This is a genomic window from Maribacter sp. UBA3344, assembly GCF_002362375.1.
Classification (GTDB): Bacteria; Bacteroidota; Bacteroidia; order Flavobacteriales; family Flavobacteriaceae; genus Maribacter; species Maribacter dokdonensis.
Genome location: NZ_DERI01000011.1, coordinates 262,186 through 276,997, shown reverse-complemented (window position 1 = coordinate 276,997; position 14,812 = coordinate 262,186). Strand labels below are relative to the sequence as shown.

The window sequence follows — 14,812 nt, the reverse complement described above, 5'->3', positions numbered from 1 at the left end:
ACCAATAACCAATAGATTTGAAAACATGAAGTTACGTGCCGACAATATTATGAAATCCTACAGAGGCCGTAGGGTGGTTAAAGGAATTTCCCTTGAGGTAAACCAAGGAGAGATCGTAGGGCTACTTGGACCAAACGGTGCGGGTAAAACCACATCCTTTTACATGATTGTTGGCCTTATAAAACCTAACGGCGGAAGTATCTATTTAGACGACATGGAGATTACTAAATTCCCCATGTACAAAAGAGCACAAAACGGTATTGGGTACTTGGCACAAGAAGCGTCGGTATTTAGAAAACTAAGTATAGAAAAGAACATTCTCAGCGTACTACAACTAACCAAATTAAGCAAGAAAGAGCAGCACATGAAAATGGAATCGCTCATTGAGGAATTTGGTCTGGGGCATATTCGAAAAAACCGTGGCGATTTGTTATCTGGTGGGGAACGAAGAAGAACTGAGATTGCAAGAGCTTTGGCTACCGATCCAAAGTTTATTCTTCTTGACGAGCCTTTTGCAGGAGTAGACCCCGTGGCCGTAGAAGACATACAACGTATTGTAGCGCAACTAAAGAACAAAAACATCGGTATACTCATTACCGATCACAATGTTCAGGAAACACTTGCCATTACAGAACGTTCTTACCTAATGTTCGAAGGCGGAATTTTAAAATCCGGTATTCCAGAAGATCTGGCTGCAGATGAAATGGTACGTAAAGTATATCTTGGGCAGAATTTTGAGCTACGTAAGAAGAAGCTGGATTTTTAAAAAATAAGTACTATTCCTTATACTTTTTAAGGTTATATAATCCCCAGCCAAAGAACAACAATTCTAATACTAATGCGGGAGTAAACAAAGGGGATACACCGTCAAACAATGTACTTACTATTCTTCCTAATGATATTCCTCCCATAAAAAGCACATTGCAGACCGTTGCCCCGTACCAAAATTTAGGATTTAAAGCACCAAATAACCAATATAGGCCAACTCCCATATAAATTCCCATTACGGCACGCAGCATGTTCTTCAATTCTAAATCTACCACCTGAAAACCCAAAAGTTCTGGCATAACATAGGTAGGATAGGCGCCATACACCAAACCTGCAATAATGACGATTACAGCTGAAAGTAAAAGATTAAGATTTTTAGGAATTACCATAAAACCTTTTACCATAAAGTTGCAAATATCTAAAAGCTGCCAATCCGCCCACAAAAGAAAATACAGCCAACATCCAAAATACATGTTGATGCCCTTTTAAACCCGGTGATGCATCTAATAAGTACCCCATTGCGGGTCCGGCAAAAATATCTGGAGTATAGCCTATCAATGAAATAATACCCACAGCGGTACCCGTTAAAACCAAAGGGATTCTACCACTTTGCATAACCGCGAAATACAGTGAACGTATGGCGTAAACACCAAGCGCCACAATCATAATCGAAAATATGAACATAGCATAAGAAACATTTTCAACTACTCCTAGAGCAAAAATCAAAGAACCAATGAAGGCCATTACAAAACCTATGAACAAAAACAAACTAGGTCTAGATCGATCTGCAACAATACCGATCAACACCCCTACTGCCGGTCTTGCAAATAACAAAACAGTACCAACTTCCGCTGAGGCAACTTCATTAAGCAACATTACATCTTGAGCATACAGCGAAAAAATATCCGTAATCTTATAACCCACATAGGCACATAGAATAATGACCATTAACAATTGAACCGATGGCAACCGCAGCACCTCTTTAATCTGCGAAGCTGTAATACGATCAATGACAATTTCTTTTTCCTGATCTGCAGGTAATTTCATGAACAACCATACCAAAATACCCACTACAGCTACAATACCTGCAGAAGTTAAAATAACATATCTAAAAGCAAAACGGCTCTCTTCCAAACTAGCGACTTCCAAATCCGTCGTCATAAAATAAGAAAATACCACTACCCCAAGTGTACCGAACAAGGCTCCTACCAAGCCCCTACCACCATCTAAAAACCCGAATGCCCTGCCTTGAGAATTTATACCGCCCCAAACACGGGTAGCTTTTATCATGGGAGACCAAAAGAGAAATATGGTAGTAAAGCCCCAAAAACCGTAAAGAACCTGTAACGTAATATAGTTGGGAAAAGTAGCGAATACCAAACCGCCCATTGCAGTCATCCAAAGTGCAATGGCTATTAACTTTCTTGGTTGATATTTATCTGCTAACGGACCACCAAGCACATATGAGACCAACGCTACAAAACCGTATACCGAAAAGCACAGACCTAAAGAAACATTATCGAGTTCAAAAACCTTTAAAACTGTAGGTCTAAAAACACGTTGTAGCACAAACGGCAAAATAAAAACACTTTCCCCAGCCAATATTAATAATAAGAGATAATACCAGGGCGCTTTTTCAGGTTGTTTCATTTTGCTTTTATAGGAATCCATACTTCTTCTTCTGAGTTGGGATCGTTGTTTTTGTATGTAGCCCCAAGTACTTCAAAATGTGGGCGATCATCTAATTGATATTCTGAGTTAGGAATCCATTCCCCATAAATATATTGAAAGAAAGTAGGTGCGTTTTGTGCACTTCCTGTATAATGAAATACAGCATATAAGCCAGTTTCCAATAGTAACATGTTCATGCCTTCGGGAATATTGTCCACTTCATCAACCTCAACACAAGCCCACTTTACAAATTCGCTACCAGCGCTAAATCGTTCAAAATAATGGCTAGGATATTGTTGCAGTGATATAAAATCTTCAGACGCCCTATGATCCACTTCCTTACTACGTTGCCTAAACGTTTTCCAAAGTTGAGGGGTTTTATTATCTAACAAACTCATTTCAACAGATAATCCTATCAACTTTTTTTCTTTAAGGGTAATAATCTTAGGAGTCATATTTCTACAGCTATTCTCCAAACTTAAGAAATTCATATAGAACGGTTATAAAACCAACTGACCTTAGGTCATTATTGTTACCGATAGTTTCAATAACACAAACATAAAGTTCAACTAACATAGATTGATCGGAATTAAAACAATTTTGAGGAAACTAATTTACCAGATGAAAAAGACGAAAAGCACCAGAAGAAATTTTATTCAAAAAACCTTAATGGCTTCCGGGGGAATAATTTTAGCCCCAAACATTATAAGCTGTAGCGAAGATGACAATGTACAAGTTGAATATGACGAATCGCAATTAACTGTACAAAACTTTAGTTACGGGGTTGCCAGTTTTGACCCAAGTAATTCTGGTGTAATTATATGGACACGTTATACCACGGCAAATGTTGAAATTATCTGGGAAGTCTCTACACAATCGGATTTTAGCAGCATATTAAGAACCGGAAAAATAACAACTGAAACCTCTAGGGACAATACTTTGGCCATTGAATTGACCGAGCTGGAAGCTGATCAAAAATTATATTATAGATTTATAAGTACTTCTGATAATTCCATTTCCGTGGTTGGTGAAACCATTACACTACCCACCGATGCTACGCAAGCCAAGTTAGCAGTTTGTTCATGTTCTAACTACCAAGCAGGTTTGTTCAATGCGTACGATGCAATGGCAAATTCCGATGCAGATATCATTGTTCATTTAGGAGACTACTTTTATGAGTATGGTGCCAGAGGATATGGCTCAACAGCAGAAAATGCATTTTTAAATCGTTCTCATGAACCAGAGGGAGAGATTATTTCATTGGATGACTACCGCACCCGATACAAACAATATAGATCGGATACATCCTTACAATTGGCGCACCAAAAAAAGCCTTTTATCTGTGTTTGGGACGATCACGAAATTGCCAATGACACCTATAAAGAAGGTGCTGAAAACCATGATGAAGCTACCGAAGGTAGTTTTGAAGTAAGAAAGCAAAATGCCTTACAAGCGTACAGCGAGTTTTTACCATTCTCAAGAATTTCTGCAGATGACAATAGTCTTATCTACAGATCTGTAAATATTGGAAATCTGGTAAATCTGGTGTTGATGGATACTCGTTTAATTGGCAGGGACAAACAATTAAGCATCACAGATTATTTTACTGCAACCGGTTTTGACGCTGTTGCATTCCAAACAGCATTATCAGACCCCAACCGTTCTATTTTAGGTGCCGAACAAAGAGATTGGGTTATTTCCGAAATTAACGGTAGTACTGCAAAGTGGCAGGTATTAGGACAGCAAGTACTTATGGGTAAAATGTATGTACCTATAGAACTGTTAACGGCTTTTGAGTCTGATAATTTCGCAACTATACTTACAGAGTTGGTAACTATAAAACTTAGAGTATTAAATAATGACCCTACGTTAACAGACGAAGAAATTGCTAGGGTAACGTCTGTTATTCCATATAACTTAGATGCTTGGGACGGTTACCCAATAGACCGTGAAACTATTTACAATGCCTTAAATGGTAAAAAAATTGTAACACTTGCTGGTGACACTCACAATGCTTGGCAAAACACCTTAACCGCAGAAAACGGTACAGAAGTAGGCATAGAACTAGCAACTTCATCAGTTAGTTCTCCTGGTTTTGAAACTTACTTAGGTACGAATGTCTCCCCAGAATTGATTGCTGGTTTTCAAGATGCGATGGTTGCCTTAGTAGATGGTCTTAACTATTTTGATGCCTCTAGAAGAGGATTTATGATGACTACTTTCACTACTACCGAGGTAACTTCTGAATGGATTTTTGTAGACACTCTTTTATCAGCGTCTTATAGTACAGAGGTAGGCTACACGTATAGCTATTCGTAATTTAACTTTTAAGGATAAAAAAGCCACTTTGTTATTCATTGTGGCTTTTTTTATAATACCAAAAGCCCGTGTTCACGTAATCCCAATAATTGTTTTGAATACCAAAACAGTTCAAAATCCTCAAATTGCATTTCAAAATCTTTCTTTAATTGGGCAAAAGTAATTGGTGTATTGGCTGGACTTATTTTCTCTACATTATCCAGTAGCCACTCACCCTGTTGTTTATCGACCGTAATTTCGTATACATCTGTGGTGGAATGAAAATATAACTGTAATTGCTCCCATGACCTACCCTTTTTCTTTTTCACCTGTTCTTGCACTAGTGGCATTTGCCCTATAAAAACAATCTTAGCGGTAGGTTTTGTTTTTAAAACCACTTCTTGTTGCAGGCAATCATAAATATAATCGGGTGATATGGTAGACTGCGGAATATCAAAATCGAACCATTCTTGTAAGCTCATATCAAAACCGATACCGTGCATAAAATTAAAAAGTGATTTCTTTAATCCGAAGCTGAATATACCGTGATCTATACCGGTTTTATCCTTAAAATCTATATCGTTGTTCGCAAAACTGATATCTTTTAAATTTGGCATTACCCCATATTCTTCAGGATCTAAACCAACCGGACTGTGCGCCGTTAATGCAAATTGATGCCAAAAGCCCGATTGTATAATTCCCAACTCAAATAACTGCCTTACCATTTCTAAACTATCTACCGTTTCTTGAACGGTTTGCGTTGGGTAGCCGTACATTAAATACGAATGCACCATGATGTTCGCTTCGGTGAAATTTCTAGTAACCTGTGCAACTTGCGCTACCGTTACGCCTTTATCTATCAGTTTTAAAAGTCGGTCAGATGCAACTTCCAAACCACCAGAGACCGCAATGCAGCCCGATGCTTTTAATAGATAACATAAATCTTGAGTGAAATTCTTTTCAAAACGAATGTTCGTCCACCAAGTAATGGTCAAATTTCGTTTTAACACCTCTAAGGCAAAAGCTTTCATTAACGAAGGTGGCGCCGCTTCATCAACAAAATGAAAACCTGACTCACCAGTTTGGGCAATTAAAGTTTCTACACGATCTACCAGCATACTTGCAGCAACCGGTTCGTAGATTTTTATATAATCTAAAGAAATATCGCAAAAGGTACATTTACCCCAATAACAACCATGAGCCATGGTAAGCTTATTCCAACGACCATCGCTCCACAGACTATGCATTGGGTTAGCAATTTCAATGACCGAAATATAATTCTCTAATTGCAGATCAGCATAATCTGGTGTACCTACATCTTGTTGCTTATAATCTTGCCTTAAACTATCATTCTTATATACAACTTTACCATCCTCTAAGACAAAAGCACGCTTTAACTCCCCTTCTCCATGAACTATATATTGATGCACCAATTCTAACGGAAGTTCACCATCATCCAAAGTTATAAAATCAAAAAATTCAAACACCCGAACATCGGTAAGGCTGCGCAATTCTGTATTTGGAAATCCGCCACCCATGGCAATTTTCACATCAGGATAATTAGTCTTTATAAATTGGGCACAACGAAAGGCGCTATATAAGTTCCCTGGAAAGGGTACCGAAAAACAAACCAGTTTGGGTGTATGTTCCTCTAATTGCTTTTTTAAAATATTTAGGGTTAATTCATCAATGAAAGTTGGGTCATTACCTAAATGACCATATAACTCATCAAAAGAATTGGCACTGCGTCCAAGCCGTTCTGCATATCTACTAAAACCAAAGTTGGGATCTATACATTCTACTATAAAATCTGAAAGATCCTCTAGATACAGAGTTGCCAAGTGCTTGGCTTTATCCTGCATACCCATATTCCCAAATGCCCATTCCAAATCATCCAATTGTTGAAATCTAGAAGCTTTTGGCAAAAAACTATCAGTACATAACTGCCTTGCCAAAGTATCATTTTTACCTTGTAGAAAAAGAATAACCGCATCTAAGGTTTTTAAATATTCATGACGAAGTGCATATATTCTTTGGGTATTTTCAGTTACAATGGCATCTGCCTCATAAGCCATTGCAAACAGCTGCCGAAATGTATTTTTATTGAAGAGTGATAAAATAACCTCAATCCCTAAATCTGACTGGTAAGAAGAAATATCCTTTGTATTCAAAAAACCCTTTATGTATGCCGTTGCCGGATACGGAGTATTTAATTGAGTAAAGGGCGGTGTTATTAAAAGAAGGTCTTTCACTAGCGATATTTAGAACAAGGTAGCAAAGATAATGGTTACGCTACTCATAATTCAATATCTCACGTACCGCTTGTTTGTATGCTCTGGGTTTGCTGGCTACTTTTTGCTATCTTTTGTATAGTTCGGTAATTATCTGCACGATCAGGTAAAAAGGAAAAGAACTTTTTTTCAATACTAACTATAATAGCATCTGACGTTCTATGTACCGTTAGAATTGAATCTGAATATCTTCGTTCTATTTGGAACTTCAGCTTAACCTCTGTTTTTTCTATAATTTCTGATTCTACTAAAGGATTTTCAATTAATTCATTAAGTTGACGCCAGTTTTCTTCGCTATTTTCCAAACATAAACTATGCTTAGATTCAAGAAAATCTTCATATGAAATCGCACTATATTTTTCATAATCAAATAGTTGCCAAAAAGTTATACCAAATGCCGCAACAAACCCTACAATAATTTGAAATTCCCAGTCATTAAAATCAAACTTATCAAACCATAGCATTACTCCAAAACAAATTGGAAAAAACATTACTACTTTTAATAAAAATTTGGTGGTTTTAGTTTTCATATAAGGCTGTTAGTAATAACCAACAATATAAGAAAAATCTCACTCATTATTCAATATCTCACGTACCGCCTGCTGATATGCTCTGGGATTGTTGGCTTTTTTTATCTTTTTGAATGCTTTGTGTGGATTAGAGGTAGACAGTGCAAAATACTCCCAAAAACCACGCATCTTCATTTTTATAGGTGTTGGTCCTGATAACGCCTCATCATATTGCTGATAGATTGTATCGTGAAATTCTGAAAAAATCTTCCAACGGTCTTTTGGGTATTCGGTGGTATTGTTCTTAATCATACTAGGTAGAAATGGGTCGGCAATCAGCCCTCTGCCCATCATAAAATGGTCTATGCTAGGAAAGCGCTCTTTCATTTCTTTAAACTTAGCTACAGTGGTAATATCTCCATTATAATATAATTTATGTTTAGTACCGTCTATACATTTTTGAAAAGCATCTAAATCTACACTGCCTTTGTACAGCTGCTTTCCAATACGCGCATGAATAGCAATATTCTTTAACGGATATTTATCTAAAATTGGAAAAACATCTAAAATCTCTTCTGCGTGCTCATAGCCCATTCTCATTTTCATGGAAACCACTACATCTGTTTCTTCATGCGCACGTTTTAAAATATGGTCAATTTTCTCAGGATTACAAATGAGTCCGCTTCCCATACCTTGCTTTGTTACCATTGGGTAAGGGCAACCTAAGTTCCAGTTAAGTTCCTTGTAACCTAAACTTTGAATATACTTAATGACAAATAAAAACTCATCGGCATCGCCCGTCATTACCTGCGGTATTACCTCTAGTGTGGTATTATTATCTGGCTGCAAGTCTTTCTGATACGAATTTTTTATAACCATTTTACCATTCAGTCGAATGTAGGGCGCATAAAAAGTATCTATACCTCCAAAATATTTATGAAACGCATTTCGGAATCTAAAATCGGTAAAACCTTGTAACGGAGAAGATAGTAAGGTGACTGACATTTATAATTGACTACTTGTTGTGCAGTTTCTTGAGTTTTGCCACAACAGATTCAGCTGCAAAAATAGCGCCTTCCATGTAACCAGCATGATGATTTGAAGTTTCTGCACCAGAAATAAACAATTTATTACCATTTAGAGGTTTAGAAAATACAGCGTGACCTCCATTTTGATGTGGAAACAAATGATCTGCCTGCATGTCCGATTTTGTAAATTCTTCATTAAACCAAGCCGTTTCATGATACGCCTCATAGTGTAAAGCATCATCACCAAAAACCATTTTTAATTGCGCTTCAATTTTTTCTATACGTTGTTCTTTAGTAAAACGGGCACAACTACCTGATGCAAAACCAACCAGGGCAAATGAATTGTTTTCTACATTAGACTGATCATAAAACTCAGTCAAAGGACCAATATTACTAAATATTGTGCCCGATTTTCCCTGCGCTCTCCAAAATGGTTTTTTATAGGTCAATGCTACTTTAATGGAATCTTGCATCCATGTATGCGTGTGCTCTGCAATGGTTTGCAACTCATTTGGCAGTGACGGAGAAAAATCAATTTGATCAATTAAAACTGCAGGGGGCAATGTTGAAATAACGACATTGGTAACCAATGTATGAGATTTAGTAACCACTTTGACCCTATCTTCCTCAAAAATAACTTTATCTACTTTTTCGTTCAACAAAACCGTTTCTGGCGCAAGTTTAGAGAAAATTGCATTTATTAAATCTACCGTACCATTTTTAAAACGATAACTAGGACTATTACTAGGGACAGCAATTTCTTGAGGTGGCACATTTGAAAATGTTTGAAAATAAGATATACCGGTCATGAATTGTTCAAAATAGGGAACCTTGAACTCTTCTATAACATCCAATAAATGATAATGGCTGTCATTAAACCAAGTGGCACCCATTTCAACTTTGGTTTTATTGGATTCCACGGTATATATTCTTCCTCCAATACGACTTCTAGCTTCTAATACCTTTACATTAAAACCAAGTTCTTGTAGACGGTACGCAGTTAACAAACCAGATAATCCTGCACCGATAATTACTATCGTTTTATTCATGCTGATAAAAAATGGAATTTAAAAGTTTATGAAATATCGGCTTGTAATATGCTTACAGTAACCAATAACTGACCAATATGTCTTTGGCTATGCTCTGCAGCATGAAACAATAAACCTATAACGGTTGTCGGTAATTTTTTTCTACCAACAGTTCTATCTTCGGTAAGTGAATTTTCTGGAACGGTTTTAAAATACCCTATAGCCTCTTCTACTTTAGCAGAAAATTGCTCTTGCAAATAGATTACGTCTGTATTTAGATTAAAAGTACCTTCTTGTTTCAAAAAAGTAAATTGTTCATCTGATAACGATTCACCTTTAGCGTAGGTCAACATGCGATCTAATACGCCCGTCACATGGTTCATATGAAAACCTACGGAAGCCCTACCTGCCGTTTTAGCCCAAAATAATTCTTTAGGGAAATCAGCAGTGTACTTCTTTAACTCACGTTCTGATTGTAAAAGTGCATGCGCGGCGGGCTGTAACAAATCTGGCACACCATCAATTGGTCCACTTAACCAAAACTCATATTCTTCATTCTCCATAGTTATCTTTCCTAAATGTACAGTATTAAAGTCTCTCTTGTACTACTGAACTTACTACATAGAATATAATAATTAAAGGGATGGCCATAAATTTCATGGTTACAATAAGCACCAGGCTAATAATTAAAAAGATATAACGCATGGCATTATCCTTAAAACTGGTATTCTTAAATTTTAATGCGAACAAGGGCAAATTGGCATTCAACAAATAGGCGCTTACCAATGTCAAAATTATTAAGAACCATTGATTGAGAATAATACCGTTTAACAATTCATTGTTTTGATATATTAATATAAGCGGTAACGAAAGAATTAACAAAGCATTGGCCGGAGTAGGCAAACCAATAAAGGAAGAGGTCTGGTTTTCATCAATATTGAACTTAGCCAATCTATAACCTGAAGCCATTGTAATTACAAATCCGAAAAAGGGCAATAAATGCTGAAATGTAATAGTACCACTTTCAAGAAAAAAGTGAGAACCATCTCCCCAACCACTTGTCTGCGACATTGCCAACAACTGAAACATTACAATACCCGGTACCAAACCACTTGTGATCATATCGGCCAAAGAATCTAACTGAAGGCCTAATTCACTTTTTACATCAAGAACACGAGCTGCCAATCCGTCAAAAAAATCGAAGAATATACCCAGAGCTACAAAAATTGCGGCAATTTCCAATTTATTCAAAACGGCAAATACCGATGCCACACAACCGCAGAAAACGTTTAAAAGAGTAATAAAATTTGGAATATGTCTTTTCATAATACTTCGCCTAAGGTCAAAAAAGGAGCAAGATTGGCATGCCCCTTTAACAATATTTGCTCTAAAATAATATAATTAAATGGTGGTAAAGATTTTCAACATAAAAATACTATAGCAACATCAGCATTCTTTGTTTTCACTAAACCTAAAACCAGTTCAAATGAACACCTAAATAACTGTTTTACTTTTATTTACACCCACCCCATCAGAATAAAAACTAACTTTCACTATAACATATCACAAAATAATAGGGATATGAAAAATATTATGCACGCATAGTATTGTTTAGTTAAGATATTAAGTTTAAATTATGACCAATGTAACAATAATCAACAAAAAATAGATTTTTATAACAAGAATATATCACAACACTAACCATAAAAATATTGTCAAAAAATGAAAATTAAAAAGGTTTTAGTAGCTAACCGAAGTGAGATAGCCATACGTGTATTACGTGCCTGTACCGAGCTGAACATTAAAACGGTTGCCATTTACACTTATGAAGATCGCTATTCTCAACACCGTAACAAAGCCGATGAATCTTACCAGATCGGTGAGGACAATCAGCCATTAAAACCTTATTTGGACATTCCTCAAATTATAGCATTGGCAAAGGCTAAAAATGTAGATGCCATACACCCAGGCTACGGATTCCTTTCTGAAAACTCTGAATTTGCAAGACAATGTGCCGCAAATGACATCATCTTTATAGGTCCTGACCCAAAAGTGATGGATGCTTTGGGCGATAAGATTACCGCCAAGAAAGTAGCCGTAAAATGTAACGTTCCTATCATTGAAAGCAATAAAAAGAAATTGACTTCTTTAAAAATTGCCTTGTCAGAAGCCGCTACTATTGGCTACCCTGTTATGCTTAAGGCTGCATCTGGTGGTGGCGGTCGTGGTATGCGCATTATTAGAAAAGATGAAGATCTAGAAATGAATTTTGATTCTGCCAGAAATGAAGCTCTCAATGCATTTGGAGACGACACCATGTTTCTTGAGAAATATGTGGAAGACCCTAAACATATAGAGGTACAGATCGTAGCAGATAACCATGGAAATATTCGCCACTTACATGAACGCGATTGTTCCGTTCAACGCCGTCACCAAAAAGTGGTAGAGATCGCACCTTCCCATAACGTTAGCGAAGAAGTAAAACAAAACCTTTATAAATATGCCGTTGACATTGCCAAAGAAGTTAACTATAACAATATTGGAACCGTAGAGTTTTTGGTAGATCCCAATGACAATATCTATTTTATTGAGGTAAACCCAAGAATTCAGGTAGAACATACGGTTACAGAAATGGTAACCGGTATAGATTTGGTAAAAACACAAATTTTCGTTGCCGGCAATTATAAATTAGATAGTCAGCAAATCAAAATATACGGTCAAGAAACCATTGCCACTTATGGCTTTGCCTTACAGTGTAGATTGACCACCGAAGATCCGGGCAACAATTTTACCCCAGATTATGGTACGGTAACCACGTACCGTAGTGCCTCTGGTATGGGAATTCGTTTAGATGCCGGTAGTATTTATCAAGGATATCAAGTGAGTCCATTTTTTGATTCCATGCTGGTGAAAGTTTCCTCGCACGGTAGAACACTTGACGGTGCCACCCGTAAAATGGTTCGTGCGTTAAAAGAATTTAGAATTAGAGGCGTAGAGACCAACATACATTTCCTTCAGAACGTAATACAGCATCCTATTTTCAAAGAAGGTAAGGTAACCGTTAATTTTATACAGAACACTCCTGCCCTATTTGATATTAAACTACCACAGGATAGAACCTCAAAGGTGGTGAACTTTTTGGCGGAAGTTATTGTGAACGGTAATTCTGATGTAAAGTATATTGATGAGAACAAGGTCTTTAGAAATGCAAAGGTTCCAAAATTCAACCCTTTAGAAGCGCATCCAAAGGGAACAAAAGATATGCTGACCGAAATGGGTCCCGAAAAATTTTGTGCTTGGTTAATGGATGAAAAGAAAATTCATTATACGGATACCACTATGCGCGATGCGCATCAATCACTATTGGCAACTAGAATGCGTACGTATGACATGTTGCGCGTTGCCGAGAGTTATGCAAAGAACCACCCAAACACCTTTAGTATGGAAGTTTGGGGCGGTGCAACTTTTGATGTTAGTATGCGATTCTTGCATGAGAGTCCGTGGACACGATTACGAGAGCTTAGGAAAGCTGTACCCAATATTTTATTTCAAATGCTTCTTCGAGGATCAAACGGAGTTGGTTACAAGGCATACCCGGACAACCTTATTGAAAAATTCGTAGAGAAATCTTGGGAAAACGGAGTTGATATTTTCCGAATATTCGATTCGCTCAATTGGGTAAAAGCCATGGAGCCAAGTATTAATTATGTTCGTAATAAAACCGGTGGTATTGCCGAGGCCGCATTAAGTTATACGGGTGATATTTTAGATATCAACGAAACCAAGTACAACCTAAAATATTACACACAGCTGGCAAAAGACCTGGAAAATGCCGGTGCGCATATGATTGCCATCAAGGATATGGCGGGTCTTTTAAAACCCTATGCAGCTACAGAATTGGTAACCGCGTTAAAAGACACTGTAAACGTGCCTATTCATTTACATACGCACGATACTTCTTCATTACAGACAACAACGTATTTAAAAGCAATTGAAGCTGGCGTAGATGTGGTCGATGTTGCCTTGGGTGGCTTATCTGGATTGACATCACAGCCCAACTTTAATTCGGTAGTTGAAATGATGAAGGGTCAACCAAGGGCTCATGAATTCGATATGCCGAAGCTGAACCAGTTTTCTAATTATTGGGAAGATACAAGAGAGTTGTATTACCCGTTTGAATCTGGACTAAAATCTGGTACTGCAGAAGTATATGGTCATGAAATTCCAGGTGGTCAATACTCAAACTTACGTCCACAGGCAACAGCATTAGGATTAGGTGACAGATTTGATGAAGTAAAGAAAATGTATGCTGATGTCAATAAACTTTTTGGGAACCTAATCAAAGTAACACCTAGCTCAAAAGTTGTTGGCGACATGGCCATTTTCATGGTAACCAATGAACTTACTACAGAAGATGTTATGACACGGGGCGAAGAAATATCTTTCCCAGATTCTGTTATCAGTTTCTTTATGGGAGATCTCGGTCAGCCCGTTGGCGGATTCCCTAAAAAGCTTCAAAAGATTATTCTGAAAAACAAAAAGCCATACACAAACAGACCAAATGTCCATTTGGCGCCAACGGATTTTGATAAAGAATTCAAAGCCTTTAAGAAGAAGTTTCAAAAAGGTTTTACAAGAGCCATAGAAATGGAGGATTTTCTATCGTACACCCTATATCCAAAAGTGTTTGAAAAAGCACATGAGAACTACAAGCTGTATGGCAATCTAGCATTGGTACCTACAAAGCATTTCTTCTATGGTATGAAATTGCGTGAAGAAACATTGATAGAATTAGAGCCGGGCAAAACTGTAATTATTAGATTATTATCTGTAGGTATACCAAACGAGTTAGGTATGAGAACCGTGTTCTTTCAAGTAAACGGTGAAAATAGGTTCGTAGATGTTTTAGACACCTCTTTAAACCTTAAAATTGAAGAAAATGAAAAAATTGATCCGGCAAACGATGATCAAATAGGGGCACCGTTGCAAGGCTCTTTATACAAAGTTTTGGTTAAAAAAGGTCAAGAAGTAAAAGAGAACGATCCCTTGTTCGTTATTGAAGCCATGAAAATGGAAACTACGGTTACCGCATTTAAATCCGGCAAAGTACAATCAGTAAGCCTAAAAGAAGGCAGTATGGTAAAGCAAGATGATTTGGTCGTTACCATTTCTTAATCGCCAACTGAATATAATTAAAGTAAAAGCCACCCCATTGAGGT

12 protein-coding genes are annotated in these 14,812 nt (G+C 37.2%); 3 read left to right on the top strand and 9 right to left on the bottom strand.

The genetic code is table 11. From position 1 onward, the window contains the following. Nucleotides 1-25 precede the first annotated feature (25 nt). Nucleotides 26-766 carry an LPS export ABC transporter ATP-binding protein gene (lptB, locus tag B2Z27_RS08855; protein WP_058103464.1) on the top strand — a complete coding sequence of 247 codons (741 nt, stop codon included), beginning with the start codon at nucleotides 26-28 and terminating at the stop codon, nucleotides 764-766. Between the two features lie 10 nt (nucleotides 767-776). Here lptB and B2Z27_RS08850 read toward each other — a convergent pair whose 3' ends face one another. From B2Z27_RS08850 to B2Z27_RS08840, 3 genes are read right to left on the bottom strand one after another with little or no spacing between them, the layout of a single operon-like run. Then, nucleotides 777-1,157 carry a DUF4345 domain-containing protein gene (locus tag B2Z27_RS08850; RefSeq protein WP_286813393.1) on the bottom strand — a complete coding sequence of 127 codons (381 nt, stop codon included), beginning with the start codon at nucleotides 1,155-1,157 and terminating at the stop codon, nucleotides 777-779. Then, nucleotides 1,144-2,418: an MFS transporter gene (locus B2Z27_RS08845; RefSeq protein WP_286813392.1), complete on the bottom strand. Its 1,275-nt coding sequence runs from the start codon at nucleotides 2,416-2,418 to the stop codon at nucleotides 1,144-1,146. Before B2Z27_RS08845 ends, B2Z27_RS08850 begins: the two co-directional genes overlap by 14 nt. After that, nucleotides 2,415-2,930 carry a GyrI-like domain-containing protein gene (locus B2Z27_RS08840; protein WP_286813391.1) on the bottom strand — a complete coding sequence of 172 codons (516 nt, stop codon included), beginning with the start codon at nucleotides 2,928-2,930 and terminating at the stop codon, nucleotides 2,415-2,417. Before B2Z27_RS08840 ends, B2Z27_RS08845 begins: the two co-directional genes overlap by 4 nt. Nucleotides 2,931-3,060: 130 nt before the next feature. Here B2Z27_RS08840 and B2Z27_RS08835 point away from each other — a divergent pair, with 130 nt between their 5' ends. Then, nucleotides 3,061-4,758, top strand: coding sequence for an alkaline phosphatase D family protein (locus B2Z27_RS08835; protein WP_286813390.1), 1,698 nt, complete (start codon nucleotides 3,061-3,063; stop codon nucleotides 4,756-4,758). 50 nt (nucleotides 4,759-4,808) lie between these two features. Here B2Z27_RS08835 and B2Z27_RS08830 read toward each other — a convergent pair whose 3' ends face one another. The 6 genes from B2Z27_RS08830 to B2Z27_RS08805 are packed head-to-tail and all read right to left on the bottom strand — an operon-like array spanning nucleotide 4,809 to nucleotide 10,919. Continuing rightward, nucleotides 4,809-6,989 carry a B12-binding domain-containing radical SAM protein gene (locus tag B2Z27_RS08830; protein WP_286813389.1) on the bottom strand — a complete coding sequence of 727 codons (2,181 nt, stop codon included), beginning with the start codon at nucleotides 6,987-6,989 and terminating at the stop codon, nucleotides 4,809-4,811. 59 nt (nucleotides 6,990-7,048) lie between these two features. Further along, nucleotides 7,049-7,558 (bottom strand): hypothetical protein, encoded by a 510-nt coding sequence (locus B2Z27_RS08825; protein ID WP_286813388.1) that lies wholly within the window; start codon nucleotides 7,556-7,558, stop codon nucleotides 7,049-7,051. A gap of 39 nt (nucleotides 7,559-7,597) precedes the next feature. Beyond that, a complete protein-coding gene (locus B2Z27_RS08820; RefSeq protein ID WP_286813387.1) occupies nucleotides 7,598-8,542 on the bottom strand; it encodes a tRNA dihydrouridine synthase in 945 nt (314 codons plus the stop codon). A gap of 10 nt (nucleotides 8,543-8,552) precedes the next feature. Then, on the bottom strand, nucleotides 8,553-9,614 hold the full coding sequence (locus B2Z27_RS08815; protein ID WP_286813386.1) for a flavin monoamine oxidase family protein: 1,062 nt from the start codon (nucleotides 9,612-9,614) through the stop codon (nucleotides 8,553-8,555). Between the two features lie 26 nt (nucleotides 9,615-9,640). After that, on the bottom strand, nucleotides 9,641-10,156 hold the full coding sequence (locus B2Z27_RS08810) for a DinB family protein (protein WP_286813385.1): 516 nt from the start codon (nucleotides 10,154-10,156) through the stop codon (nucleotides 9,641-9,643). Between the two features lie 25 nt (nucleotides 10,157-10,181). Beyond that, the gene (locus B2Z27_RS08805; protein WP_286813384.1) at nucleotides 10,182-10,919 is read right to left on the bottom strand and encodes a CDP-alcohol phosphatidyltransferase family protein; all 738 of its coding nucleotides are present in this window, start codon (nucleotides 10,917-10,919) and stop codon (nucleotides 10,182-10,184) included. A gap of 396 nt (nucleotides 10,920-11,315) precedes the next feature. On the opposite strand from B2Z27_RS08805, the gene B2Z27_RS08800 reads away from it, so the two are divergent. Then, on the top strand, nucleotides 11,316-14,768 hold the full coding sequence (locus tag B2Z27_RS08800) for a pyruvate carboxylase (RefSeq protein WP_286813383.1): 3,453 nt from the start codon (nucleotides 11,316-11,318) through the stop codon (nucleotides 14,766-14,768). Nucleotides 14,769-14,812 lie beyond the last annotated feature (44 nt).